The 26717-nt window shown below is 64.3% G+C and carries 16 protein-coding genes; 5 read left to right on the top strand and 11 right to left on the bottom strand.

Annotated elements, in window-relative coordinates; all coding sequences use genetic code 11:
• Positions 1–13: 13 nt before the first annotated feature.
• The 8 genes from BZG29_RS15530 to BZG29_RS15500 all read right to left on the bottom strand — a co-directional run bounded on the left by BZG29_RS15530 (position 14) and on the right by BZG29_RS15500 (position 10483).
• Positions 14–2554, bottom strand: a complete 2541-nt coding sequence (locus BZG29_RS15530; protein ID WP_077404553.1) for an EAL domain-containing protein — start codon at positions 2552–2554, stop codon at positions 14–16.
• A complete protein-coding gene (locus BZG29_RS15525) occupies positions 2551–5781 on the bottom strand; it encodes a hybrid sensor histidine kinase/response regulator (RefSeq protein ID WP_077404550.1) in 3231 nt (1076 codons plus the stop codon). The genes BZG29_RS15530 and BZG29_RS15525 overlap by 4 nt, the downstream gene beginning before the upstream one ends.
• 28 nt (positions 5782–5809) lie before the next feature.
• Positions 5810–6967 (bottom strand): ABC transporter substrate-binding protein, encoded by a 1158-nt coding sequence (locus BZG29_RS15520; RefSeq protein WP_077404547.1) that lies wholly within the window; start codon positions 6965–6967, stop codon positions 5810–5812.
• 120 nt (positions 6968–7087) lie between these two features.
• Positions 7088–8095: an NADP-dependent oxidoreductase gene (locus BZG29_RS15515; protein ID WP_077404544.1), complete on the bottom strand. Its 1008-nt coding sequence runs from the start codon at positions 8093–8095 to the stop codon at positions 7088–7090.
• Positions 8096–8131: 36 nt separating this feature from the next.
• The gene (locus BZG29_RS15510) at positions 8132–8938 is read right to left on the bottom strand and encodes an oxidoreductase (RefSeq protein WP_077404541.1); all 807 of its coding nucleotides are present in this window, start codon (positions 8936–8938) and stop codon (positions 8132–8134) included.
• Positions 8939–9042: 104 nt separating this feature from the next.
• Complete coding sequence (locus BZG29_RS15505) at positions 9043–9660, bottom strand: TetR/AcrR family transcriptional regulator (RefSeq protein ID WP_077404538.1); 618 nt, start codon at positions 9658–9660, stop codon at positions 9043–9045.
• Complete coding sequence (locus tag BZG29_RS28515; RefSeq protein WP_253192596.1) at positions 9657–9800, bottom strand: hypothetical protein; 144 nt, start codon at positions 9798–9800, stop codon at positions 9657–9659. The genes BZG29_RS15505 and BZG29_RS28515 overlap by 4 nt, the downstream gene beginning before the upstream one ends.
• Before the next feature lie 278 nt (positions 9801–10078).
• Positions 10079–10483, bottom strand: a complete 405-nt coding sequence (locus tag BZG29_RS15500) for a ribonuclease domain-containing protein (RefSeq protein ID WP_077404535.1) — start codon at positions 10481–10483, stop codon at positions 10079–10081.
• A gap of 419 nt (positions 10484–10902) precedes the next feature.
• Between BZG29_RS15500 and BZG29_RS15495 the strand changes: the two genes are divergently transcribed.
• Entirely contained in the window at positions 10903–12765 is a 1863-nt protein-coding gene (locus BZG29_RS15495; RefSeq protein WP_077404532.1) for an amidohydrolase, read from the top strand.
• A gap of 76 nt (positions 12766–12841) precedes the next feature.
• On the opposite strand, the gene BZG29_RS15490 is transcribed toward BZG29_RS15495, so the two are convergent.
• The 3 genes from BZG29_RS15490 to BZG29_RS15480 all read right to left on the bottom strand — a co-directional run bounded on the left by BZG29_RS15490 (position 12842) and on the right by BZG29_RS15480 (position 16798).
• Positions 12842–14791, bottom strand: coding sequence for a cytochrome c/FTR1 family iron permease (locus BZG29_RS15490; protein ID WP_150130933.1), 1950 nt, complete (start codon positions 14789–14791; stop codon positions 12842–12844).
• A gap of 155 nt (positions 14792–14946) precedes the next feature.
• Positions 14947–15660 (bottom strand): hypothetical protein, encoded by a 714-nt coding sequence (locus tag BZG29_RS15485; protein WP_077404526.1) that lies wholly within the window; start codon positions 15658–15660, stop codon positions 14947–14949.
• A 100-nt stretch (positions 15661–15760) separates the two neighbouring features.
• Complete coding sequence (locus BZG29_RS15480) at positions 15761–16798, bottom strand: zinc-dependent alcohol dehydrogenase (RefSeq protein WP_253192595.1); 1038 nt, start codon at positions 16796–16798, stop codon at positions 15761–15763.
• A gap of 535 nt (positions 16799–17333) precedes the next feature.
• Between BZG29_RS15480 and BZG29_RS15475 the strand changes: the two genes are divergently transcribed.
• Genes BZG29_RS15475 through BZG29_RS15460 form a run of 4 tightly spaced genes read left to right on the top strand, consistent with a single transcriptional unit; the run spans position 17334 to position 26713 of the window.
• Complete coding sequence (locus BZG29_RS15475; RefSeq protein ID WP_077404520.1) at positions 17334–18599, top strand: hypothetical protein; 1266 nt, start codon at positions 17334–17336, stop codon at positions 18597–18599.
• A gap of 49 nt (positions 18600–18648) precedes the next feature.
• Positions 18649–19494, top strand: a complete 846-nt coding sequence (locus BZG29_RS15470; protein WP_253192594.1) for a tail fiber protein — start codon at positions 18649–18651, stop codon at positions 19492–19494.
• A 4-nt stretch (positions 19495–19498) separates the two neighbouring features.
• Positions 19499–20461: a tetratricopeptide repeat protein gene (locus BZG29_RS15465; protein ID WP_253192593.1), complete on the top strand. Its 963-nt coding sequence runs from the start codon at positions 19499–19501 to the stop codon at positions 20459–20461.
• Between the two features lie 60 nt (positions 20462–20521).
• Positions 20522–26713 carry a YDG domain-containing protein gene (locus tag BZG29_RS15460; protein ID WP_077404511.1) on the top strand — a complete coding sequence of 2064 codons (6192 nt, stop codon included), beginning with the start codon at positions 20522–20524 and terminating at the stop codon, positions 26711–26713.
• Positions 26714–26717 lie beyond the last annotated feature (4 nt).

The following is a 26717-nucleotide window of genomic DNA, read 5'->3' as shown; positions in this document are numbered from 1 at the left end:
CCCGGTGGCGCGCCTAGGCGGCACGGTTGCTGATCTCGATGCCATGCGGCCCCACTGGCGGGCGCTGCACGCCCGATTCGAAACGCTGGAAGGCTTCGCGCAAATGGTCTTTCAGCAGGGTCTCGTCCCACGGTTTGGTGATGAACTTGTACACCGAGCCTTCGTTGATGGCTGCCGTGACCGAATGCAATTCAGGGTAGCCGGACAACATCACGCGCACGATCTCCGGATAGACGCCCTTGATGCGGCGCAAAAGCTCGCTGCCGGACATGCCCGGCATGCGCGCATCCGTGAGGATCACGCCCACCGCGTGGGCGGCCACCAGTTCCAGCGCTTCCTGCGGCTTGCTGGTACTGAGTATCTGGTAGCCTTCCTTGCGCAGCGAGCGGCGCAGGGAAGACAGGATATGCTCCTCGTCGTCCACCAGCAGCAGCACGCGTTGCGGCGCGTCGGCGTGGCAGTTTTCGGGCGGCAAATGGGTGCCGGCATACAACATCAGATCCATCTCGGCGCCGGGCAGCGGGCGGCTGAAGTAATAGCCTTGCATGGCGTCGCAGTGGTTGGTATTGAGAAATCCCAATTGTGCTTCCGTTTCCACGCCCTCGGCCACCGTGGTCATGCGCAGCGACTTGGCCATGGCGATGATGGAGCGGGTCAGCGACGCGCCGTCCACGCTGTCGGTCACGTCGCGGATGAACGATTGATCGATCTTGACGACGTCGATGGGGAACTGCTTGAGGTAGGACAGGCTGGAGTAGCCGGTGCCGAAGTCATCCAGCGACAAGGTGATGCCGATTTCCTTCAACTGTTCCAGCGCCTTCACCACGAGGTCGCGGTTCTGCATCAGCACGCTCTCCGTCAGCTCCAGTTCCAGGCAGTGGGCCGGCACGCCGCTGTCGGCCAGCACTTCGCGCACCAGTTGCGGCATGTCGGCCTGACGGAACTGGCGCGCCGACACGTTCACCGCCATCGTCAGATGCGTAAAGCCGTAGGCATGCCAGACGCCCAGTTGCGCGCAAGCCGTGCGCAGCACCCATTCGCCGATGGGCACGATCATGCCCGTTTCCTCGGCCAGCGGAATGAAGCGGTCCGGCGGCACCATGCCGATGCCGGGCCGGCGCCAGCGCAGCAGCGCTTCCATGCCATAGACTTTTCCACTGACCAGGTTGACCTTGGGCTGATAGTGCAGTTCCAGCTCGCCCAGCGCCAGCGCCTGGTGCAGCGCGTGCTCGATTTCGGCGCGCTCTTCCACCAGCACGCCCATCTTGTGGTTGTAGAATTGATAGCCGTTGCGGCCCTTGTCCTTGGCGCTGTAGAGGGCGGCATCGGCCGTTTTCAGCAGCATGTCGCCGCTGTCGCCGTCGGACGGAAACACGCTGGCGCCGATGCTGGTGCTCACGTGCAAGGTATGTTCGCCCAGCACGAAGGGATCGGCGAACACCGCCAGCACCTTTTTGGCGATGTCTTCGGCGGTGTCGCTATCGGGCAAGTCCGTCAGCAGGATGACGAACTCGTCGCCGCCCTGGCGGGCCACGGTGTCGCCTTCGCGCACGGCCAGCTTGAGCCGGCGGGCCACTTCCTGCAGCAGCGCATCGCCCACCGGGTGGCCATAGCTGTCGTTGACGAACTTGAAACGGTCGAGATCCAGCATCAGCGTGGCCAGGTGCAGCCGGGTGCGGCGGGCATGGGCGATGGCCTGGCCGATGCGGTCGTTCAGCAACTGGCGGTTGGGCAAATCCGTCAGCGCGTCGTGGTTGGCCAGGTATTCGATGCGCCGCTGCTGCAGCTTGCGTTCCGTGATGTCCTGCACGGTACCGCGCATCAGCAGCACCTGATGGCCTTCGCGCACGGCCTCGGCCTGGTGAAAGACGATGCATTCGCCGCCGCCCGGCTGCAGCACCTTGTGTTCCAGGCCGTAGCTGGTGCCGCTGGCATGCAGTTCCATGAAGGCATCGAGCAGCAGGGGGCGCTGCTCTTCGGGCAGGCATTGCAGCAGGCGTTCGAAGCTGGTGGGGCCGGAATCGGCATCGAGGCCCAGGATGCGCAGCAGTTCCGGCGACCAGTAGCCGTCGCCATCGGCGACCCGGTATTCCCAGTTGCCCAGGCGGGCCAGCGCCTGCGCGTGGCTGAGGCTTTCCTGGATGCGGCTCAACTCGGTCAGGGCGCTGCTGGCCCGCAGCAGGTAGCGCAGCCGGTGCGCCAGCAGCCGCCATTGCATCGGCTTGGAGATAAAATCGCTGGCGCCCGCTTCCAGCGCCTGCTTGATGGAGTCGTCGTCGTCGTTGCCGGTCAGCACGACGATGGGCACGTGCGCGCCGCCGGGCAGCCGGCGCAGTTGGGCGCAGCATTCGAAGCCGCTCATGCCGGGCATGGCGACGTCGAGCAGGATCAAATCGGGCACGCCGCGCTGGAAGGCGGCCAGCGCTTCCAGGCCGCTGGCCGCTTCCTCGATGCGGAAGCCTTCCGGCTCCAGCGCTTCCGTCACCAAAATGCGCGTCATGGTGTCGTCATCGACCACCAGGACCAGGGGTTGCGGGGGCAGTGCGGTATTCATATGGCTTCCTTCTCAAGGGCCAGGGCGGCAAGGACACGGTCGAGTTCTTGCTGGATGCCGCGGATATGGTTGAGTGCGCTGCCGACGTCATTGCCGCGCGCGTATTGTTCGATTTCGCGGCAGGTGGCCGACAGGCCCAGCGCGCCGACGTTGGCGCAGCTCGACTTGAGCGTGTGCGCCGCCAGCTGCAGGGCTGCCGCGTCGCTGGCCTCGGCCGCCACTTCCAGCTGGCCCAGCAGGCGCGGGGCGTCGCTGTAGAACAGGTCGATGATGCGGCCCAGCACGTCGGGACGGCCGGGACGCCGCATGGCGCGCAGGTTTTGCAGGGCGGCCGCGTCGAGGATGGCGGCCGCTTCCGCCGGGGCCGGCGCCGTTTCTATGGCTGCCGCCGTCCCGGCTGCCGGCGGCGCGGCGGACGCCGGACGCCAGCGGGCCAGCACGGCCAGCAGGGCGGCGCGCGTGTACGGCTTGGCGAGATAGTCGTCCATGCCCGCGTCCAGGCACAGTTCGCGGTCGCCGAGGATGGCATTGGCCGTCAGGGCGATGATCGGCGTGCGGACGCGGCCTTGCTCGGTTTCCATGCGGCGCAAGCGCCGGGTCGCTTCGAAGCCGTCCATTTCCGGCATCTGGCAATCCATCAGGATCACATCGAAGGTCTGCCGCTCCCACAGGGCCAGCGCGCGCCGCCCGTTGTCGGCCGGTGTGGCTTGGTAGCCGCTATCTTCCAGCATGGCCAGGGCGATTTCCTGGTTGATCGCATTGTCTTCCACCAGCAGCATGCGCAGCGGCGCCTGGCCTGCGGCGGCAGTGTCCGGCGCCGCGCGCAGGCCGGGCAGCGCCGGCGGCGGCGGCGCGTCTCCGGGCGCCACGCTGCCCACGGCGACGGTGACGGCAAAGCTGGAACCCTGGCCCGCCACGGATTTCAGCACGATGTTGCCTTCCATCATCTCCGCCAGTTGCTTGATGATGGCCAGGCCCAGTCCCGTGCCGCCGTATTTGCGCGAAGTGGTGCTGTCGGCCTGGCGGAAGGGCTGGAAGACGGCCGCTGCCGCTTCCGGCGTCATGCCGATGCCCGTATCGCGCACTTCCAGCCGGATCTGGCCGGCGGCGGGGCGGCTGACATCGACGGCAATCTCGCCCCGCTCGGTGAACTTGGTGGCGTTATTGAGCAGGTTGGTGAGGATCTGCCGCAGCCGCACGGGGTCGCCGCGCACGTGCTGCGGCACGTCGGCGGCGATGCGGCAGGTAAATTCGATGGCCTTGCGCTGGATGCCGTTGGCAAACAGCGCCACGACATCGTCGATCACCTGGCGCAGGTCGAAGGGGATGTGTTCGAGCACTAGCTTGCCCGCCTCGATCTTGGAAAAGTCGAGGATATCGTCGATGATGCTCAGCAAGCTTTCGCCCGAACGGTGCACCGTGTGCACGAAACGCTGCTGCTTGGGACTCAGTTCTGTACGCTGCAGCAGTTCCGTCATGCCCAGCACGCCATTCATCGGCGTGCGGATTTCGTGGCTCATCTTGGCCAGGAATGCCGACTTGGCGCGGTTGGCGGCGTCGGCCTCGGCCTTGGCCTGCTTGAGCGCCAGGTCGCGCTGTTCGACGTGCTCGAGCATGCCGTTGAAGCCCAGGATCAGCTGCCCGAGTTCATCGCTGCCATGCTGCGCCACGCGCACCGACAGCGCCTTGCCGTCGCGGATATGGGCGATGGCATGGGACAGGCGCGCCAGCGGCCTGGCGATGGAAGCGCTGATCAGTCCGGTGATGGCCACGCAGGCCAGCAGCAGGACCAGCGCGATGCCGAAGATCAGCACGAACGCATGGCGCACGCCCTCGCGCACCTTGGCCACCGCGTCCTGCTGCTGGCCCGTGATGCGCGCCACCTGCTGCGTGGAATAGGCGGCCTGCTCGCGCTCGAAGGCGCGCACGTGGGCGATGACCTCGTCCAGCGCCGTCTGGCTGTCCAGCACGCTGCTCTTGGCCTGCACCAGCCGCTGTCCCGCGCGCTCCACCGCATCGAGCTGGGTGTTGACGCCGCGCGTTTCGGCCAGCAGGACCAGCTGGCCTATGCTTTGCAGCAAGGTCTGCATGGTCGCCATGTCGCGGTGCAGGGCGCTGATGCGTTGCGCGATATCCTGCCCCAGGCGCGTGACGTCGCCGGCTGCCGTGGCAAGCATGACTTCGCCCACGTCGATGCTGATGGCGTCGACGGCCAGGTTGATTTCGCCGCTGGCATCCTCGATGCGGGCCGAGGTGTGCATGTAGCGGCCGGCCTCCGCCAGCCGATCGCGTCCGATGGCCAGCTGCAGTTCGATGGGGTCGAGCTCCTCGGCCAGGCGCAGGTGGGCGCTGGCCAGGGCGCCGCTGGTGTGCTCCTTCAGGGCGGCATAGGCGGCCTGCTGCGCCGCGCTGGCGCCGCCCTCGGCCAGCAGACCGGCGCGCAAGGCCAGCAAGCCGGCGGCGGGATCGAGCATCTGGCGCGCCGTGGCCAGCAGTTTTGCCCGCAGCGCCTGCTGCGCCAGGCTGATGTCGCGCTCGCTGGTTCCCGCCAGGTGCGCCATCGCCGCCGCCAGGCGCTCGCGCAAGGGGGCGATGCGGAAACGGTTCTTCACGGCCTCCGTTTCGGCCAGCGCGATCTGCATGTCGTGGATGCTCTTGCGCAGGTCGGTCAGGTAGCGGGCGTTCTCGTTCAGGCGCTGGCTTTCCAGTTGCACCTCGGCGGCCGTGGCCTGGGCCTGGCTGTCGACCAGGCGGATCTTGCCCCGCGCAGCCTTGGCGGCGGCCTTGATCTGCGCCAGCACTTGCCGCATCTGCGTCGCCTGCGCCTTGTAATAGGCCTCGTTTTCCAGGCGTTTGCGCACGGCGACGCGCATGCGCTGGAATTCCTGTTCGAAGGCCGTGTGATAGCGCGGCGCCTGCGACTCGCCATGACGCCGCAAGTCCTGGCTGATGCTCTCGGCGGTCCGGATATTGGCGACGATCTTGCTTGATACCTGCTCCAGCTGCGCCAGGTCTTCCGCCTTGCCCAGTTCGAAAAAATCCGACGCCATATCCTGCACGGTATAGCGCAGGCGCAACACTTCCGTGTACAGCGGCACGGTCCGGTCGGTCAAGCCGTGCACATGGGTTTCGATGCCTTTCACCAGCAGCAGGCTGGCCGCCGCCATGGCCGCCACGCCCGCCAGCAGGACGGTGGTACTGATGATCAGCTTGGTCCTGATTTTCATGCCAGGCTCCAGGAGAGGGACGCGCGCATCACTTCGCGCCGGGCACCGGGTCGGCAGGAACGATCCTGCCGTCGGCGATGCGGGTCAGGAAGACGGCCGTCGACGCCTGGTGGTTGTCCGGACCCAGCGTCACCCGCAAGCCGCCCAGATCGAGCCGGTCGAACGTTTCGAAGCTGCGGATCAGGCGTTCGCGCGTGAGGTCGGCGCCCGCACGGCGCAGCGCCGCCACCATCAGGGTGGCCGAGATGCAGCCTTCGAAACTGACAAAAGACAGCCTGGCAGCCGGCACGTGCCTGGCCAGCAGGGCGGCGCAGTCGGCGGCGATGGGCAGCCGGTGCTCTTCCGGTAGGGGCACTACCTGCGAAATGACGATGTTGTCGCCTTCCTTGCCCAGCAGTTGCAGCAGGCTGTCCGTGCCGACAAACGACACCGTGGACAGGGCCGCCTTCAGCCCGGCCTGGCTGGCCTCGCGCACGAACGCCGCCACCGGCGTGTAGGGGCCGGCCATGACCACCGCTTGCAGGTCATGCCCGATCAGCGCCGCCAGGCCCGCCTTGACGGCCGTGGTGCCGCGCTGGAAGGAACCCTTGGCAACGAGCGCCATGCCGCGCCGCTGCAGGGCGCGCACGGTACCGTCGAGCACGGCATTGCCGAAACCGTCATCCTGGTACAGGACGCCAAAGCGCTTGACGCCCCGGCTGGTGAAATACTGCACCAGGGCATCGGACTCATCGTCATAACTGGCGCGGAAGTTGATGATTTCATGCACCACGGGGCGGCGCAAGGTCATCGCGCCCGTAAATGCGCCCACCAGCGGCACCTTCATTTCCTGGACGATCGGTATGACGGCGTTGGTGGTGGGCGTGCCCACGTTGCCGAACAGGGCGAACACCTGTTTTTCCTCGACCAGTCTGAGCGTTTCGCTGATGGCGCGGTCCGGATCGTAGCCGTCGTCGGCGACCACCAGTTCGATGCTGCGGCCATGGATGCCGCCGCGCTGGTTGGCCTCCTGGAAAACGGCCGTCGCGCCGTCGAGCATGGCCCGCCCCAGCCCCGACGCCGCCCCCGTCTGGGCATTGACCATGCCCAGACGGACTTGCGTCTCGGTGACGCCCGGTTCGGCGGCATGGCCGATGCCGGCCCCCAGGGTGATCGCGAGCCAGCAGCATTTCCGGAAAAAGCGCATGAGCTACCTTTATGGAGATTGAGCGGTATCAATAGGCATGGGGTTGACAACGAGTATGGAGGAAATTGCCAACAAAAAACTCACACATAGTCACGGCGTAAAAAGCAATCCAGGGGTAACTCAAGGCACGGCCAGTTGCACCACCACCTTGCCCCGCGCGCGCCCCTGCGCCAGGTAGGCCAGCGCCTGTTTTGCCTCAGTAAAAGGAAACACCTTGTCGATGACGGGACGGATGGTGCCCGCTTCGAGCAGGCTGGCGATCTGCGCCAGCTGGCTGCCGTCGGGACGCACGAAGTGGAAGGCATAGCTGGCGCCGCGCCGCGTCGCCAGGCCGATGATCTTGCGGCTGAGCAAACCAAATACCAGCTTCAGCACCACGTTCATGCCGCGCGCGCGGGCGAAAGCGGCGTCCGGCGGGCCGACCAGCGAGACGACGTGGCTGCCAGGCTTGACGATGCGCAAGGCTTTTTCCAGCCCGTCGCCGCGCACCGTGCCCAGCACGGCGTCGTAGTCGCGCAGCACGTCCTCGAATGCCTGTTGCTTGTAGTCGATGATGTCATCGGCGCCCAGGCCGCGCACCAGCTCCACGTTTGCCGTGCTGGTGGTGGTGCCCACGCGGGCGCCCAGGTGTTTGGCCAGCTGGATGGCAAACGTGCCGATACCGCCGGACCCGGCCGGAATGAACACTTTCTGGCCGGCCGTGAGCTGCATGCGTTCCTGCATGGCTTGCCAGGCCGTCAGGCCCACCATGGGAATCGACGCCGCCTGCACGAAATCGAGGTTCGCCGGTTTCAGCGCGGCCGCCTGCTCGGGCACGACGGCAAACTCGGCAAGGCTGCCGTATTGCGTGTCGAAAATACTCGCATACACGGCGTCGCCCGCTTGAAAACGCGTGACGCCGCTGCCGACTTCCACCACCACGCCGGCCAGGTCGCTGCCCAGGGTGGCCGGCAAGCGCATTTTTAAAATCGGCTTGAAGTCGCCCTTGGGAATCAGGTTGTCGATGGGGTTCAGGCCCGCGGCGCGTACCCGCACCAGCAGTTCGCCGGGGCCGGGAGTGGGGCGGGGCAATTCGGTAAACGCCACGTGATCGGGGCCGCCGTATTGTTTGAGTTGCAATGCTTGCATGAAGTTCTCCCTGATAGCTGAAAAGGACGCCGGGGCTCAGGCCAGGCGCAGGTCCTTGCGCAAGCCGGCGTCCAGCAGCGCGGCGGGCAGGAAGCGGCGCATCAGGCGCAGGCGCGCCGCCAGCGGCCCGGCCGTGTAGCGCAATTTCGGCTGGCTTGCCTGTGCCGCCGCCAGCACGGTATCGGCCACGACGCCAGGGTCATCGGCTGCGGCCATCAGCGCTTGCAGCCGGCGCGTGACGGCCGCGCTCACCTGCCGGTAGGCGGACAGCGGGGTGTCGGGCGCCAGCAGATTGGCTTCGAACGTGGTTTTCGTATAGGCCGGCTCGATGACGCTGGCGCGGATGCCCCAGCCCCGCACTTCATGGTCGAGCGATTCCGTGTAACCCTCGATGGCGTGCTTGGTGGCCGAATACAGTGCGCCGTAAGGCATGGGCAAAAAGCCGACGACGGAACCGATATTGAGGATGCGCCCGCCGCCCTGGGCCCGCATGTGCGGCAGCACGGCTTGCGTCATGCGCACGACGCCGAAGAAATTCGTGTCGAAGATGGCTTGCGCCTGCGCCATGCTGCTTTCCTCGGCGCCCGCCGGGGCCACGCCGAAACCGGCGTTATTCACCAGCAGGTCGATGCGGCCGTCGCGCCGCATCAGCTCGGCCACGGCGGCGGCGACGGACGCATCGCTGGTGACGTCGAGCGCCAGCATCGCATGGCCGGGCGCGGCCGCCTGGTCGCCGCGGCGGCTGGTGCCGTACACCGTATAGCCCGCTTGCGCCAGGCGCTGGGCCGTGGCTGCGCCGATGCCGGACGAGGCGCCGGTAACCAGGGCAATCTTGTTTTTCATGGCAGTTCCTTCAGTGGTTGACAGTTTTGGAAGTGGAATATGATGATCGTCATATTGTTGCTTGAAAAAAAGCCCGGGACGGATCAACGCCACGGGCGGTGCGATTAGCTGGTCGCTTGCAAGTGCGCCAGCGTGGCCGCGCACAGCGCGTCCGACAGGGCCGGTTCGTCGACGGCGCGCGCGAGGATGGTCGTGCCGATCATGGCGCACACCGTCGCCATGGCTTGCGCGTGCGCTTCCGGCTGGCCCCAGTTCGGCAACTGGCGGGCGAACAGGTCGATCATTTCCTTGATGTGGATGGTGGCGGCGCGCCGCACTTCGGGCGCCTGGCGCGGCATTTCCGAACCCAGCGCCGAGACGGGGCAGCCCACCTCGATGGCGGCGATGTGTTCGGGCGACAGATACGCGGCCAGCATGGCTTGCAGGGCCTGGCCAGGCGGGGCGGCAGCGGCCACCCTGGCCGCCAGCGCCACCGATTCGGCGCCCGCGCGGTCGCCCGCTTCGGCCAGCAGGGCGTCGCGCGAGGCGAAGTGGGCATAGAAGCCGCCGTGCGTGAGGCCCGCTTCCTTCATGATGTCGGCCACGCCCGTGCCCGCATAACCGCTGCGGCGGATGGCGCGCGTGGCCACCTCGACGATGCGTTCGTGGGTGGCTTCCTTGCGGCTTTGCGCCGTGATTTTGGCCGCTGACTTGTTGGGTGAGTTCTGCATGATGGTCATCATATCGCAATTTCCAACACGGTGCAGGCGATGCGCTGCGCCTGCTGGCAGCGCGCACCGGCTTGACCTTGCTGGCGGGGGATGGCGGCGGCGCGCCGCACTTCGGGCGCCTGGCGCGGCATTTCCGAACCCGGTGCCGACACGGGAGGACCAATTGCAGGCGTTCGATTTCAGCGCCGTGGCGCTGCCCGCGGACGGGTTCCACGACTGGCTGGGGCCGTTGACATAAGGAATATGGCGAATGACACGGAGGGCAATGAATTGTTGCAGATCAAAGCCTGTTCTGCGGGCATACGCTAATATCCCTTAAATAGGCGCAGTCAGCGCAGTTGAATATTCAGCCTGATACACGGGTATTTCAAGCGGCAGCAGACATTTGCCTGAGCCGCTTGAATAGACGCTTGAATATACAGAAGAACGATTAGTTCTTCAGGCTGCAAAAGGAAGCATAGTGGTCCTGCGTGTAATAGCGTTCCACCAGCTTGCGTTTGCCCGCCGGAGTCTGCACGAGCAATACCGCGCGATGCGAGCCTGCTCCGCCATCGCCGCCGATGCCCAGATAATATTCATAATAAATCTCGTCCTTGCCGGCGGCAGGGAGACGCTTTTCATTATTATTGAAGACGGTATTGCCCGGACCGCCCGCCACCGCGCTCGTTTTCGCGTTGCGGTATGCGTCGTATTCGCTATTTTGCGGGGTGGGCAGGGTTTTGCTCGGTTCCCTTTTGCCGCAATCGGGGATTTTCGCCGCATAGGCATGGGAAGAGAACAGGGCGCCTGCCACGATAAGACCAAGCGACCAGGTTGTTGCGCGTTGAATTTTCATCGGTAAGCTTTCGTTGGTGCTGCGTTCAATGGATGGGCTATTGCGGATGCGGCCGGAATCCGGGCGGCCGGTGTCATCACTGCAATGCTGAATATAGTCGGATTTTTAAAAGATTTACTATTCAATTGTCACTCTTCGATAAATGGCCATATATTTCCTTCAGGGAAACTATATCGAAGAACATGGCAAAAATAAATGCAAGGCAAGGAATGGAAATCAGCCGCGCCGCCTTTTGCATTAACGTGACAATGTTTGAGTTTTTTTGATCGGCAATTCGTTATGCTTCGAAAAAAGTTACTGGCAACAAGCAAGCCAGTCCAGGCGTTGCGTTCTTCCGATATTCTGTTGTTGGGTATATTCGAGCCGGAATAAAGGATGACTTCATTGATTTAAATCATTAACCTCTGATAGGAATCTGCATGAGCCATGACCACCTCGGTTGCGCCTGCTGCAACCTGCCACACCTGCCTACGCTGACAAGCGGCCTGTTGACGGGAACCGCACTCAGCGGTGAACTGGACGCGGCGTTCCAGCAGGCATATCCCCAGCACGCCCAGAAACTGACGCCGCAAGCGACGATTTTCCATAACGGCAACATTCATACCATGGCTGCGGATGGCAGCGACCAGGTGGCGGCGCTGGGTATCGCCGGCGGCACCATCATTGCCGCCGGCACGCTGCACGAGGTGCGCCAAGCCATGCAGCCGCACCAGGCAAGCGAGGTGGACCTGGACGGCCGCACCTTGCTGCCGGGCTTCGTCGAACCCCATATGCACATCCTGCCCAGTGCGCTGTACAAGAGCTGGCTGTCGCTCACGCCGTTCCAGGCCGCACCCCGGCAGCAGGAACTGGATCCGGAATACAGTTTCAAGAGCATCAGTTGGCGGATTGGCGCGGCGCTGGGGCAGCCGGACCAGCTGCCGAAAGACAAGAAAGGCAACCCTTGGGTGCTGGGCTTCGGCGTCGATCCTTCGCTGATGCAGTCATGGGAAGACATCACCGCCAGCGAGCTCGATACGCTGAGCAGCACGGTACCCATCCTGCTGATGAACTCGTCCGGCCACCTGGCCTATCTCAATACTGCGGCACTGAAGGCGGCGAACATCGAGGACAGCCCTTCCGGCGTGCTGACCGAAATCAGGATCGCCAAGGCGTTGCAGGTTGCGCCGTTGCCCAAGCTGCCGGAATTTATCGCGTGCCTGAAGCAGGTGCTGGACAACGCCTCGGCCATGGGCTTCACCAGCGTCTTCGACGCGGGCCTGGGCGCCACCGATGCGCCGCTGGTGGAAATCGGCTTGCTCAAGCTGGCGGCGCATCTCGGTCCCGTGCGCATCGGCGCCGCGCTGTTCACCAAACCCGACGAAAAGGCACTCGACAATTGGCTCGATCATTACAAGCCGGACCTGGACAACCACGGCGACCAGCGTTTCAGCATCAAGGCGATCAAGCTGATCGCGGACGGCTCCAACCAGGGCTTGACCGGTTACCAGAGCCAGCCCTATGCCTGCTCGGATGAACACGCGATACCTGAGGTGCCGCCCACCGGTTTGAGCAACTACCCCGACACGTCCGTGTTTTCCCGCATGCTGGACAAGGCGGTGGGGCGCGGCTGGCCCGTGCTGGTGCACGCCAACGGCGACAAGGCAGTGGAATATGTGCTGCACAGCTACGACAAGGTACTGACGCCACGGCCGGGCGGCATCAGCGAAGAGGAGGCGAAAAAGCGGCGCCAGCTGCGCCTGCGCGTCGAGCACGCCTCGCTGCTGAATGATGAGGCCATCACGAAAATGGCGACACTGCAGCTGAACCCCAGTTTCCTCATCGGCCACGTCGGCTATTGGGGACACACGTTCCAGCAAACCATCTTTGGCCAGGAGCGGGCCCAGTTGCTGGACCGTTGCTACTCGGCATTGAATGCGGGCATGCACATCAGCTTGCACTCGGACCATTTCGTCTCGCCGCTGGGCCCTTTGCGCATGATGGAGCAGGCGGTGTTCCGCACCATGGAAGGGGCGCCAGGGAAAGAGGTGCTGAATCCGGACGAGCGCATCAGCCGCATGGCGGGATTGCGTGCCGTTACGCTCGATGCCGCCTGGCATTGCCACATGGATCATCTGGTCGGTTCGCTGGAAGCCGGCAAGCGGGCCGACCTGGTGATCCTGGCGCAAGACCCGCTGGACGAGAACGTGCGCAAGCTGCGCGACATCGTGGTGGAGGAAACCTGGCTGGCAGGGGTGAAAGTGCACAGCGCTGCCAAATCCCCAGGGGCAATGACGCGATAAGCGGCCGTAATGTAAAAGCCCCCGGTAGCTGCAGGCAGCTACCGGGGGCTTTCAGTTACTGCGGGGCGTCACAGGGTCAGGCCAGCTTGTGCTTGCCTGCCGAGTAACGGTTCCAGCCATAGCCGGCGATGATGATGGCCAGGATGGCCGCCTGCGCCAGCAGGGTTTCCGCCGTCGGCAGGATGCCCAGCAAGTCGATGCGCATGAAGTCGACGGGGGTGACGCCGATCCAGCCCGCTTCCTGCAGCGCGGCCACGCCTTTGCCCATCAAAATCACGGCCAGCACGGCCACGAAGGCGGACGTCCACGAGAAGAACTTGCCGATAGGCATGCGGGCGCTGGTGCGCAGCAAGGCCCAGGCGATGACGACCAGCAGCACGATGGCCACCAGGAAGCCGCCCAGCAGGGCGCCGCCGTTGCCATCCGCCGCCAGGGCGGAATAGAACAGCACGGTTTCAAACACTTCGCGGTAGACGGCGATGAAGGCCAGCGCGAACAGGCCCCAGGCGGAGCGCCGCGTCATGGCCGCCGTGAGTTTCTCGTGCAGGTATTCCTGCCAGCGCCCGGCGCTGCTCTTCTGGTGCATCCACAAGCCCACGCTGAGCAGGACCAGGGCGGCGAACACGGAACCGAGCCCTTCGCTCACTTCCCGGCTGGCGCCGCTGATGGTCACCAGGTACGTTGCCGCCACCCACGTCAGGCCGCCCGCCACCAGCGCGCTGATCCAGCCGCCATGCACGTAGGGCATGACATCGTTGCGCTTGGCCTTGCGCAGGAAGGCGATGATGCCGATCACGATCAGCAACGCTTCCACGCCTTCGCGCAGCAAGATCGTCAGGGCGCCGATAAAGGTCGTCATCGGCTCGGCCTTGGCGTCGCCCAGCTCCGCTTCCACGTGGGTAAACAGTTGCTGCAGCTTGTCGCCGGCCGCTTCGGCGTCGGCCACCGTGCCCTTGGCAACGGCGGAACGGTAGGCCAGCATGGCGTTTTCCACGGCCAGCAGCAAGGACTTGTTGCGCGCGCCGACCATCGGCTCGATCGGCTCGAAGCCGTCCAGGTAGGCCGACAGGCCCAGGCGCGTGGCGCCCGCGCGGTCGCCCGCGTGCACGGCGGCCAGGCTTTCGGCCAGGCGCAGGCGCGACAGGGCCAGGCCCGTGGGCTTGTGCGCCTCGGCCTTGTCCGGGTGGCTGCGCAGGTACGCCGTCAGCGCATGCGCCTCGTCCGCGCCCAGCTTGGCCGCCGCCGCTTCCTGCGTCAGGGTCGTCACGGCGGCCAGGTCCGCGTACAGCTTTTTACTGCGCGGATCGTCTTGCCACAGCTTTTCGCCGTGCGCGCGCGCCGCCGCGTCGTGCGACATGCCGCCCACAAAGAAGGCCAGGTCCCAGCGCTCGTTTTCGGACAGCTGGCCGAAACTGGCCATCGAGGTGCCGGCCACGCCTTGCGAAATGACCTGGTACAGCGCCATCACGCTACGCGACTGCGCCCGCTCGGCATCCGTGAAGGCGATCGGTTTCGGTTCCAGGCTGGCCGCCAGGGGACCGTCGCCGCCGCCGGCCACGCCGTGGCAGGAAGCGCACTGGGCCGCATACAGGGCCGCGCCGCGCGCCAGGTTGGGCAGCACTTTCGGCGCCACGGGTATCGGGTAGGCGGCAATCAGCAAGCCGTTCGCGTGGTGCGCCAGGCGCTTGACTTCCACGCCGTCCGCCTTGGCGACAACCGCTTTGCGCAGGTCGGCGATGGCGGCGGCAATGGCCGCCTTCGAGGCGTGGGCGGGCAGGGCGGCGATCTGCGTCGTCGCGTTGTCCGTAAAATCGAGCATTTCCGCGTATTCCGCCTCGCTGACCACTTTGCCGTGCTCGACGGCGCCGCTGTAATCGACGGCAACATAATCGATCAATTGCCACAACTGCTTGGCGCCGGCGCCCTGGTCGGCCACTTGCGCTTGCGCGCCGCCGGCCAGTAACAGGCTGAGGCTGGCAGCCACGAGCGGATAACACACGAGCCATTTCTTGATAGAACTGAACATGATTCTCATTCTCATTTGTCGTTAACCCGGCGACTATAGGACAGACAGTGCGGGGTGTCAACGGCGCACGGGCGTGCGCGGGCGCAAACAGCGCTGTCCTGGTCAATATGCTTGACCAGGATGGCGTGCCTGGAGAATGGAACGAGGGGGGAAGGTTATTGCTTCGATGCCGGTTTCGCGTACAAGCCCCTGGCCAGTCCGTTGTCCGCATCGTCGACCTTCAGCCCGCCCTTGACGACGCGCAAGGCCAGCTTCTGGAACGCCTGGCCCCGCAACCACTTGGCGTCGGTGACGGCGAACGCGGCGATGCGTTCCTGCGCGCGCGCGGGCGGCACGGCCAGCCATTGATAGTCGGCCTTCGATCCCTGGCGGCGCAAGCCGGCCCGCACCCAGCGTTCCGACGCCGGCATGCGGACGATGGCGTCGCCGTTCGCCACGCTGACGGCCGTGGCCGTCTTGCCGCTTTGCGCTTCGAACTTCACTTCCACGCCGGGCATCGGCCCCACCTGTGGGTAGCCGACGATGGCCACCCACACGCCCGCTTCGGCGGGTTTCTGGATGCGCATTTCCGATTCCTCGAACACGCGAAACTGCGGCTCCTTGCCGCCGTTGCCCGCCTCCAGGGTCACCAGGTCGCCGGAAACGCGCCACTCGCCGCTGGCTTGCTCGTCGGTATTGCCGTAACTGAGCATCCATTCGAAGGTGCCGTCCTTTTTCAGCAGCAGTTCGGAACCCGCTTCCATGACGCCTTGCAGGTAATAGTGTCCGGGCAGCGCAGCCGGGGCCGGCTCGGCCGCGCTGGCCACGCCCGCCGAAACGGACCAGGCGAGGGCTGCGCAGGCCAGCAGGCCGGAGAGGGATTTCTTCATCGGTATGTCCTTGGTGTGTCTTTTATGAAATGCCATCATAGCAACATCAATCTCATTGCCGTCGCACGACACACCGCGCAGCCTGCCGGCGGCGTGCCGCTCAGCTGCCGCTGAAATCGAGCACCACGCGCGAGGCAACCTGGCCATGTTCCAGCCGGCTGAAGATCTCGTTGATGGCCGACAGCGGCTGCAATTCCACGCCGGCCTTGACCTTGCCGGTGGCGGCGAAGGCGAGCGCCTCGGCCATGTCCTGGCGCGTGCCCACAAAAGAACCGCGTATCGTCACGCAATTGGCGACGACGTCGAACAGCGGCGTCGGGAAGTCGCCCGGCGGCAAGCCGACCAATACGCAGGTGCCGCGCTTGCGCGTCATCGCCACGCCTTGCTGGAAGGCATCGATCGACGGCGCCGTGATCAGCACGCCGTGGGCGCCGCCCCCGGTCGCTTCGCGCAGGGCCGCGACCGGGTCGCCCTGGCGCGCATTGATGGTCACTTCGGCGCCCAGGGCGCGCGCGTGCTCCAGCTTGCCTTCATCGATGTCGACGGCCGCCACGCGCAAGCCCATGGCCACCGCATATTCGATGGCCAGGTGGCCCAGGCCGCCGATGCCGGACACGGCCAGCCACTGGCCCGGCCGCGCGCCCGTTTCCTTGATGCCCTTGTAACTGGTCACGCCGGCGCAGATGATGGGCGCCGCCTGCACGGGGGACAAGCCGGCCGGAATGTGCGCGACGTAGCGCGGGTCGGCAAGGATGTATTCGGCGAAGCCGCCATTCTTGGTGTAGCCGCCGAACTGCGCCTCGGCGCACACGGTTTCCCAGGCTGCCAGGCAATGTTCGCAATGGCCGCAAGCCGAATAGAGCCAGGGTACGCCGACCCGGTCGCCCAGCTGCACTTCCGTCACGCCCGTGCCCATGGCCACCACCAGGCCGATGCCTTCGTGGCCGGGAATGAATGGCGGCGTCGGCTTGACGGGCCAGTCGCCGCGTGCCGCATGCAAGTCCGTGTGGCAGACGCCGCATGCTTCCGTCCTGACGAGGATCTGGCCGGGGCCAGGCACCGGCACGGGTACGTCGCGCAGCACCAGCGGCTGGCCCAGTTGCTCGACAACGGCGGCTTTCATGGTTGTGGGTGTCATATCATTCCTTATCAAGTTGATCATGCGTAGTGCTGCCATAGTCTGTTCAACAGACATTTGCGTATGGTCACATTCTGCTGCATGCAATTCGAAAATAGATTGATCTACATCAATATATTAAAACGCGCCACGTTCAATGCCCCGAATGCGGTTTCGGATAAATCCCCCTTATTTAAAACAGCGTAAGCACTATGCCGCCGAGCGGATGGCGCCGACCAAGGGACGGCACCGCGCGGCTGCCAATGGGAAGGAGGCGGCCAACGTCACAATTGGTCACTTCTGGTGGGTATTGGTGGTTTGTTATTTAAGTAACGGAGTCACTATACTAAGCAAATCAGGGACGGAAAGATAATTGAAAGATAATGGAAATATAAAAAGTACATTATTCAAGCCGATTTTCCATCCCTGGCTGGCGATAAAAATAAATCAAAAGAACTCGCTGGGCACCGCAATGAAAGCCGCATATAAAAACAGCATGATTTTTTACCCGGCGAATACCGTCTTATTCACGAAGTTCTTGGCATAGAAAGAGACCATGTCAGCACATTTTGATGTTTTTCAACAGACGTTTGCCCTGTCCTTATTATCGAATCTGGCTTCCAACTATATCGCCAGGGACCGCTATGTTCCGGGCACGCATGGCGACCCGCTGGAAGCCCAGCTGGCGGCGAATATCCAGGCTGCCTTGCCTGAGCCGGCGGTCTCGGCTGGCCTGGGGACTGGCTGGGAAATCGTCTGGGGCCCGGCGGTCTGGCGCGGCGCGAACTCCAGGGTGGCAGAGAATGCCGCCGTTGTTTTTTATAATCCGGAAGTCGCGTTCGAGGATGGAACGACAGCCGCAAGCTATGTGGTTGCCATTGCGGCCACCAATTTCATCTCCGGCTATGACTGGATCGTGGAAGATTTTACGGTGTCGTCCACCGTCAACTGGGCGCAATATGATCCGGCCATGCCGTTTGCCGATGCCGCTGCGCCCAATTCCGCCATGCCGCTCATTTCCAAAGGCACGGCGACTGGCGTGCGGCACCTTGCCGCATTGACGCCGACCGATCCTGCGCATGGAACAAGCAGCCTTGCCGATTTTATCGGGCAGCTCAATCGCACGGCAAGCGCCGGGGCGCGCATGATCTTCACCGGGCATAGCCTTGCCGGCGCGCTGGCGCCGACTTTTGCCCTGTACCTGAAGGAACACGGCGCCTTGTCCGCATTCGAGCGGGTACGCGTTTATCCGACCGCGGGCGCCTCTCCCGGCAATACCAGCTTTTCCAGGCGCTTTGCCGATGCCTTTCCGCGCCAGTCCGCGGGCGGCAAAGCCTGGCAGAGCTGGAATGTCCTGATCCACAATCAGTACGATATCGTGCCGCATGCCTGGACCCTGGGCACGCTGCTGCAATTGCCGACCCTTTACGGCAATTCCGATGCCGAAGGCGGGGTAAAACTGCCGGAACAGATCTATGGCGTGGTGCTGCTTGCCCTGGCCGATTCCGCCGCCTCGAAAACGCTCTACGCCGCTCTGCCGGGTGCCGCATTTTCAGGTGCCGCCCCGGGGCCTGCCCCTGCCACCGCTGCGGCGTACCTGACCATGGCCGGGGTGCAGCATGTCAAGACGTACATCGAAGAGATACTCGGCCCGGATTTTCTGGCAATCGAGCACGGGCCAACTGTTCCTGGCGTTATCGAATTCAAGGATGCCACGCGCCGTATCGCGGAGATCGTCGAAATACTGGAAAAGATCCTTCACCCGGATACTGGCAGCGGGCTGCGGCCAGCGGAGCCACTGGCGACGGGGCAGGAAGCCTGAGGCCCGCCTCGCACATCTACGTTTGCTTCACAACAAGGGGAAATAAAAAATGAAATCGGTAGTCAAGAAACACTTTTCTCGCGCCGCACTGATCGCCGGCATCGTCTCGGCAGCCTGGGCGCCCAACAGTTTTGCCTGTTCCGACAGCCCCATCCTGGCGAGCATCTGCATCATGGCCGTGCCATACAATTTCGGCAGTTTCAATCGGCAGTATGTGCTGGCTGACGGACGCGATATGTATATCAATACCAATGTGGCACTGTATTCCCTGATCGGTAACGCTTATGGCGTCGTTACCCAGACGACGTTCAAGCTGCCTGACCTGCGCGGCAAGTTCGTCATCGGCGCCAACGGCGAGGACTACATGGCTGGCGACAAGGGCGGTGCAAATGCGATCAAATTGAAGGTTGCACAACTGCCGCCCCATACGTTCGCGCTGGCCGCGGTTCCCGTCGACCTGAGCAAGCTGAAGGTCGGCGTGGCCTTGCCTGCGCTGACGGGCACGGCACTCATTCCCAGTACCGTTGCGACAGGCACGGTAGCGGACTTGAAAATGAATGTGTCCGGTAGCGCCAATGGGGGCTCCTCGCCATCGGGCGCTTATCTGGGCAAGGCAATCTCTGCGTCCTCCAACATCTATTCCTCGACGGCACCGGATGCGACACTGAATGCCGGCGCCATCACCGGTGGCACCGTTTCGGTCACGGTGCCTGGCATGGCGGGAACCGTGACTACGGTTGGTCAGGCGCTGGATGGCGTCATCGGCGGCACCGCAACGGCCAGCGGCCAGACGCTTCCCGTCGGAAGTGGCGATGCAATCGATATCCGGCCATCTTTTATCGCCTTGACGTATTACATCGCGGCCTCCAATGGCCTGTATCCAAACAGGGACTAGCACTTTGCGTATTCTCGCCGTTACAACAATGGCCGCGCTGCTGCTTGCCGCGCCACAGGCCGGCGCCGCGCCGCGCGACCTCAGCACTGAGCTGAAGCGCGCCGACAAGGCGCTGGCCGCCCAGGACTACGGACTCGCCTACAAGGAGTATGCGCGCGTCGCCGCCCGCAATCCCCTGGCGCAATTCAATCTGGGCTTGATCGAACGCGAAGGATGGGGTCGGGCGCGCAATGGGGCAGCCGCCTGCGGCTGGTTCGGCAAGGCGGCGCAGGGCAACATTCCCGCTGCGCAACAGTTTTTTGGCGATTGCCTGGCTGCAGGCATCGGCCAGGCGGCTGACGGCAGGGCGGCCGAAGCGTGGTATCGCAAGGCGGCGCAGGCGGGCATCGCCTATGCGCTCTGTTCGGCCGGTCAACTGTATATCGGCGGGCAGGCCGTCGGCAAGGATGTCGGGCACGGCCTGGGGCTGTGCGCGCAAGCGGCGCAGGCCGGGTCGGTGCCGGCCATGCTGCGCATCGCCGACTATTACAAGGATGGCAAGGACGTGCCGAAAGACCTGGCGGCCGCGCGTCATTGGTATCGGCAGGCGGCGGAACACCGCGAGCATCAGGCGCAATACCGCCTGGGCGTGATGCTGGCGCAGGGCGAGGGCGGCGATGTCAACCTGGCGCTGGCCTTGTCATGGCTGGAGCATGCGGCCTCCGAAGGCTATGCGCCCGCCTATTTGCCGCTGGCCATCCTGTACGCCAACAGCGCGCCCGACCCGGCCACTGGCGCGCTGACGCCGGCCAGCCTGGCAAAGATTTACATGTGGAACAGCGCTGCCAAAGCCACCACGAAAAATACCGCGGAACTGGCCGAGATCGAACGTATCGCGCAACTGGTGGATCAGGTGATGCCGGCACAGTGGAAGCCTGCACTGGACCGCCGGGTCGCCGAACATCTGGGCCGATTTTCCGCAAATTAATACATATATAACAAGCGGCATGCCATCCGCGCAGCGCGCCGCCAACCAGAGAAAACCATCATGCGTCATGCCTCTATGAACAGAATCTATCGACTCATCTGGAGCCATGTGCACCATGCATGGGTCATCGTCCCGGAACGCACGAAGGGCCGGGGCAAGGCGGCGAATCGCAGCCTCGTGTTCAGCGCCTTGCTGGCGGCCACCCCTGTTGCCATGGCGGGACCGACAGGCGGCCAGGTGACAGCCGGCAACGGCACCATCAGCCAGAGCGGCGCCACCACCACGGTGACGCAAGCGAGCCAGAACCTGTCATTGAATTGGCAGTCTTTCAACACCACGAGCCAGGAAACCGTCAATTTCGTCCAGCCGTCGGCCAGCGCCATTGCCGTCAACCGCATCGGGGACACGAATGCCACCCGCTTCTTCGGCCAGCTCAACGCCAATGGCCAGGTCTACCTGATCAATCCGAATGGCGTGCTGTTCGGCGCCGGATCGCAAATCAACGTGGGCGGCCTGGTGGCCTCGACGCTCGACACCAGCGATGCCGGCCTGGGCGGCGCGACGCGCCATTTCAGCGGCAGCGGCACGGGCGGCATCGTCAACCAGGGCACGATCAATGCCGCCAAGGGCGGCTATGTTGCCTTCATCGGCAATACGGTCAGCAATACGGGCACCATCAACGCCGCAGCGGGTGCGGCGGCGCTGGGCGCGGGCAGCGACGTCACGCTGTCGTTCTCCGGCGATAGCCTGGTCAATCTGCAAGTCAAGCAGAGCACGCTGAACAACCTGGCCGAAAACGGCGGCCTCATCAAGGCCGACGGTGGCGCGGTCTGGCTCTCGGCCGGCGCCAGGGATGCGCTGGTGGCCAGCGTGATCAATAACACCGGCATTATTCAGGCGCGCAGCGTGCAGAACGTCAACGGTTCCATTGTGCTGACGGCTGGCAATGCCGGCACCGCAAGCAATGGCGGCACGCTCGATGCTTCCGGCAGCGGCGGCGCAGGCGGCGGCAGCGTGAAGGTGCTGGGTGGCACGGTCAAGCTGGCGGCGGGCAGCGCGATTGATGTGTCAGGCGAGGGCGGCGGCACGGCTTTGATCGGCGGCAATTTTCTTGGCAGCGGCAGCGAGCAACGCGCGCACACGGCCATCGTCGACGCCGGCGCCTCGGTCAAGGCCGATGCCATCAGCCGCGGCAATGGCGGTAATGTCGCCGTCTGGTCCGATAACAGCACGCAATTCAATGGCAGCATCACGGCGCGTGGCGGCGCGGTGTCAGGCAACGGCGGCAAGGTGGAAACTTCGGGCAAGGCCTTGAAGGTCAACGCCAGCGCCTCCGTCAGTACGGCGGCGCCCCATGGCGCGGCGGGAGAATGGCTGCTGGATCCCGACGATATCCTGATCGGCAATGCCAGCATCTGGGGAAATGACTACGGCATCAATGTCGATACGCGCGTCCTGTCGACGGCGCTCAATAACGGCAACGTGACCATCAAGACCACAGGCGCTTCCGCCAGTTGCACGGGCACGCCGTGTGCCCCGGGCAAGCCCGGCAATGGCGATATCATCATCCTCGACGGCATCGGTTACGGCAATGACTACTCCGTCAATGGAAATCCCAGCATCCCTAACTGGACCAGCAACACGACGCTGACGCTCAGTGCCTATCGCAATGTGCAGTTCAAATTGACGAATAATGTTTCTTATGGGGGAGCAATCGGCAATCTTGGCGGAGGCATCGTGGCTGAAGGGGCGGTCAATATCGTGCTGAAGGCCGACAATGGCGGCAGGGGCACGGGCACAGTCTTTTTTGACGACCTTTCCGCCATTGATAGCAATATTTTCCTTGCAAATAATGCCGGCACTGTCAGCATCTATTACAACCCCGGCAGCTACAACACCCCGACGGACTTTACCCCGTACCTCAATAATCCAGCTCAGCTGACCGCCTATATGGCCGTCAATCTGAACGCTTCGATTGCTCCCAAGGTCTATGACGGCACGACGACCGCTGGATTGGCCGGGGTCAGCAGCCTGCTGACCATGCCCACCGGACTGACGCTCGATACTGCCGGCCAGGCAGCCACTTTTGCCGACAAGAATGCCGGCACCGACAAGGCCGTGACCATCACCGGCGTCAGGTTCACTGGCGGCGGCACCACGGTTGCCTATAATGGCCAGCACTACTACCTGAATGGCCTCGACAGCAAGACGGGGACGATCACGCCCAAGAGCATCAACGTCAGCGGCGTTTCCGCCAGCGACAAGACCTACGATGGCACGGCCACCGCCACGCTCACGGGGGCAGGCATTTCGTCGTCCGACCTGGTCGGCGGCGATGTCGTTTCGCTGGCAGGCGGCTCCGCCACGGGGACGTTTGCCGACGCCAACGCCGGCGGCAACAAGAGCGTCGCCGTCAGCGGCTATGCGCTGACGGGCACGGATGCGTCCAACTACAACCTGGTCCAGCCGGGCAGCGTGACGGCCACCATCCACAAGGCCGATCTGGTCTTGTCCGGCGGCAAGACCTATGACGGCAGCACAGCGGCGGCGGGCGGCACGCTGACGGCCACGGGCGTGGCGGGACAGACTTTCAGCGTCGGCGGCGCCGGCGATGTATCGAATCTGGCCAGCAAGAACGTGCAGGCCGGCGCGGCGCTGGGCAGCACCACCGGCCTCGTGCTGGGCAGCAGCGGCAATGGCGGCTTGTCCGGCAACTACAATGTGCTCGGGACGGCCGGCAGCAGCTATACGGTGACGGCCAAAGGCATCACTTTGACCGGCATCGGCGCCATGGACAAAACCTACGATGCGACGACGACGGCGACCCTGAATACGGCCAATGTGGCGTATTCCGGCATGGTCGCGGGGGATAACGTCAGCCTGGGCGGCCAGGGTGTCGGCAGCTTTGCGACCAAGGATGCCGGCGCCAACAAGACCGTCAGCGTTTCTGGCTTCACCTTGAGCGGGATCGATGCCGGCAATTACGTCGTCACGCAACCGAGCGGCATGACGGCGACGATCAACAAGGCCGACTTGGCGGTAGCGGGCATCAGCGCCTTGAACAAAACCTATGACGCGGGCACCGGCGCGACCTTGAGCGGCACGGCCACGGTGAGCGGTTTTCTTAATGACAACGTTTCCGTCGTCGGCACGGGGACAGGCAGCTTTGCCGACGCCAACGCCGGCGGCAACAAGAGCGTCGCCGTCAGCGGCTACACGCTGACGGGCACGGATGCGTCCAACTACAACCTGGTCCAGCCCGGCAGCGTGACGGCGACCATCCACAAGGCCGATCTGGTCTTGTCCGGCGGCAAGACCTATGACGGCAGCACTGCGGCGGCGGGCGGCACGCTGACGGCCACGGGCGTGGTGGGACAGACTTTCAGCGTCGGCGGCACCGGCGATGTATCAAATCTGGCCAGCAAGAACGTGCAAGCCGGCGCGGCACTGGGCAGCACCACCGGCCTCGTCCTGGGCAGCAGCGGCAATGGCGGCTTGTCCGGCAACTACAATGCGCTCGGTACGGCCGGCAGCAGCTATACGGTGACGGCCAAGGGCATCACTTTGGCCGGCATCGGCGCCATGGACAAAACCTACGACGCGACGACGACGGCGACCCTGAATACGGCGAACGTGGCGTATTCCGGCATGGTCGCAGGCGACAGCCTGAGCCTGGGCGGCCAGGGTGTCGGCAGCTTTGCGACCAAGGATGCCGGCGCCAACAAGACCGTCAGCGTTTCTGGCTTCACCTTGAGCGGGATCGATGCCGGCAATTACGTCGTCACGCAGCCGACAGGCTTGAGCGCGACGATCAACAAGGCCGACCTGGCGGTATCCGGCGTCAGCGCCTTGAACAAAACCTATGACGCAGGCACCGGCGCGACCTTGAGCGGCACGGCCACGGTCAGCGGCTTTCTTAATGACAACGTTTCTGTCATAGGCACGGGGACAGGCAGCTTTGCCGACCCCAACGCCGGCGGCAACAAGAACGTCGCCGTCAGCGGCTATGCGCTGACGGGCACGGATGCAAGCAACTACAACCTGGTCCAGCCGGGCAGCGTGACGGCCACCATCCACAAGGCCGATTTGATTCTCTCTGGCGGCAAGACCTATGACGGCAGCACTGCGGCGGCGGGCGGCACGCTGACGGCCACGGGCGTCGCGGGACAGACCTTCAGCGTCGGCGGCGCCGGCGATGTATCGAATCTGGCCAGCAAGAACGTGCAGGCCGGCGCGGCGCTGGGCAGCACGACCGGCCTCGTGCTGGGCGGCAGCGGCAATGGCGGCTTGTCCGGCAACTACAATGCGCTGGGCACGGCCGGCAGCAGCTATACGGTGACGGCCAAAGGCATCACTTTGACCGGCATCGGCGCCATGGACAAAACCTATGACGCGACGACGACGGCGACCCTGAATACGGCCAATGTCGCGTATTCCGGCATGGTCGCAGGCGACAGCCTGAGCCTGGGCGGCCAGGGTGTCGGCAGCTTTGCGACCAAGGATGCGGGCGCGAACAAGACCGTCAGCGTTTCCGGTTTCACCTTGAGCGGGATCGATGCCGGCAATTACGTCGTCACGCAGCCGACAGGCTTGAGCGCGACGATCAGCAAGGCCGACCTGGCGGTATCGGGCGTCAGCGCCTTGAACAAGACCTATGACGCAGGCACCGGCGCGACCTTGAGCGGCACGGCCACGGTCAGCGGCTTTCTTAATGACAACGTTTCTGTCATAGGCACGGGGACAGGCAGCTTTGCCGACCCCAACGCCGGCGGCAACAAGAACGTCGCCGTCAGCGGCTATGCGCTGACGGGCACGGATGCAAGCAACTACAACCTGGTCCAGCCGGGCAGCGTGACGGCCACCATCCACAAGGCCGATTTGATTCTCTCTGGCGGCAAGACCTATGACGGCAGCACTGCGGCGGCGGGCGGCACGCTGACGGCCACGGGCGTCGCGGGACAGACCTTCAGCGTCGGCGGCGCCGGCGATGTATCGAATCTGGCCAGCAAGAACGTGCAGGCCGGCGCGGCGCTGGGCAGCACGACCGGCCTCGTGCTGGGCGGCAGCGGCAATGGCGGCTTGTCCGCCAACTACAATGTGCTCGGTACGGCCGGCAGCAGCTATACGGTGACGGCCAAAGGCATCACTTTGACCGGCATCGGCGCCATGGACAAAACCTATGACGCGACGACGACGGCGACCCTGAATACGGCCAATGTCGCGTATTCCGGCATGGTTGCAGGGGATCAGCTCGCTTTGGCAGGGCAGGGGGTCGGCCATTTTGCCAGCAAGGATGCCGGCGCGAATAAATCGGTTGCCGTATCCGGTTTCAGTTTGAGCGGGGCTGACGCCGGTAATTATGTTGTCACGCTGCCGACAGGCTTGAGCGCCACCATCAGCAAGGCTGAGTTGTCGCTGGCGGGCTTATCTATCGCAGACAAGGTCTACGATGCCACGACTGCGGCGGCAATGAACGGCACCGCCAGTCTTTCCGGTGTCATGCTAGGCGACAGCGTCTCGCTGAGCGGCACGCGCACTGCCAGGTTCGCCGATAAACATGTCGGCGCCAACAAATCGGTGACCATCAGCGGCTACGCGCTGAGCGGCGCGGACGCCGGCAACTACAATATCGTCGACGGCAAGGTGCTGACCGCCAGCATTACGCCCGCATCGATGACGGTCAGCGGCATCACGGCAGCCGACAAGGTGTATGACGCCACCACGGGGGCCACGGTCAATACGGGCAATGCCATGCTTGCAGGCAAGTTCGGTTCGGATGTGATCACGCTGGCCTCGACCGGCCAGTTTGCAGACGCGGCCGCTGGCGACGGCAAGGCCGTTGAACTGCACACTGTTTATGGCGGGGCCGATGCCGGCAATTACATCATTACCGGACAAGCGCGCGCCTTCGCCAGCATCAAGGCCGTGCCTGTCGTCACGCCCGTCACTCCCGTCACGCCGGCCGTGAGCGTCGGCGCCACGCAGCTGCAGCAAATGCAGAGCGCGGTAACGCAAGTGCAGTCGTCCGTATTGCCGCCGCAGGCCCTGGCGCAGCCGCAAGCATTGAACCTGTCCTCGACCCTCGTGGTGCAGCGGAGCGGTGCTGGCAGCAGCGAAGCCGGGCGTGCGCAAGAAGCGGCCGGCGCGCCGCTGCCCAACACCACGACAGGATTCGGCACGCCTGCGCCGATGCTGCACATTCAAAATGGCGGCATACAGTTGCCGCTCGTCGCCACCAGCATCACAGAATAAGAAC

The sequence above is a fragment of the Janthinobacterium sp. LM6 genome, from assembly GCF_002002885.1.
GTDB classification, from domain to species: Bacteria; Pseudomonadota; Gammaproteobacteria; order Burkholderiales; family Burkholderiaceae_D; genus Janthinobacterium; species Janthinobacterium kumbetense.
This window is presented reverse-complemented; position numbering and strand designations above follow the sequence as displayed.

Bases quoted from the DNA above. Each gene is read 5' to 3' on its own strand.
- BZG29_RS15480 (WP_253192595.1), bottom strand. From the start codon at position 16,798: ATGACACCCACAACCATGAAAGCCGCCGTTGTCGAGCAACTGGGCCAG.
- BZG29_RS15495 (WP_077404532.1), top strand. From the start codon at position 10,903: ATGAGCCATGACCACCTCGGTTGCGCCTGCTGCAACCTGCCACACCTG.
- BZG29_RS15475 (WP_077404520.1), top strand. From the start codon at position 17,334: ATGTCAGCACATTTTGATGTTTTTCAACAGACGTTTGCCCTGTCCTTA.
- BZG29_RS15460 (WP_077404511.1), top strand. From the start codon at position 20,522: ATGCGTCATGCCTCTATGAACAGAATCTATCGACTCATCTGGAGCCAT.
- BZG29_RS15470 (WP_253192594.1), top strand. From the start codon at position 18,649: ATGAAATCGGTAGTCAAGAAACACTTTTCTCGCGCCGCACTGATCGCC.
- BZG29_RS15490 (WP_150130933.1), bottom strand. From the start codon at position 14,791: ATGTTCAGTTCTATCAAGAAATGGCTCGTGTGTTATCCGCTCGTGGCT.
- BZG29_RS15505 (WP_077404538.1), bottom strand. From the start codon at position 9,660: ATGATGACCATCATGCAGAACTCACCCAACAAGTCAGCGGCCAAAATC.
- BZG29_RS15485 (WP_077404526.1), bottom strand. From the start codon at position 15,660: ATGAAGAAATCCCTCTCCGGCCTGCTGGCCTGCGCAGCCCTCGCCTGG.
- BZG29_RS15520 (WP_077404547.1), bottom strand. From the start codon at position 6,967: ATGCGCTTTTTCCGGAAATGCTGCTGGCTCGCGATCACCCTGGGGGCC.
- BZG29_RS15525 (WP_077404550.1), bottom strand. From the start codon at position 5,781: ATGAAAATCAGGACCAAGCTGATCATCAGTACCACCGTCCTGCTGGCG.
- BZG29_RS15515 (WP_077404544.1), bottom strand. From the start codon at position 8,095: ATGCAAGCATTGCAACTCAAACAATACGGCGGCCCCGATCACGTGGCG.
- BZG29_RS15510 (WP_077404541.1), bottom strand. From the start codon at position 8,938: ATGAAAAACAAGATTGCCCTGGTTACCGGCGCCTCGTCCGGCATCGGC.
- BZG29_RS15500 (WP_077404535.1), bottom strand. From the start codon at position 10,483: ATGAAAATTCAACGCGCAACAACCTGGTCGCTTGGTCTTATCGTGGCA.
- BZG29_RS15530 (WP_077404553.1), bottom strand. From the start codon at position 2,554: ATGAATACCGCACTGCCCCCGCAACCCCTGGTCCTGGTGGTCGATGAC.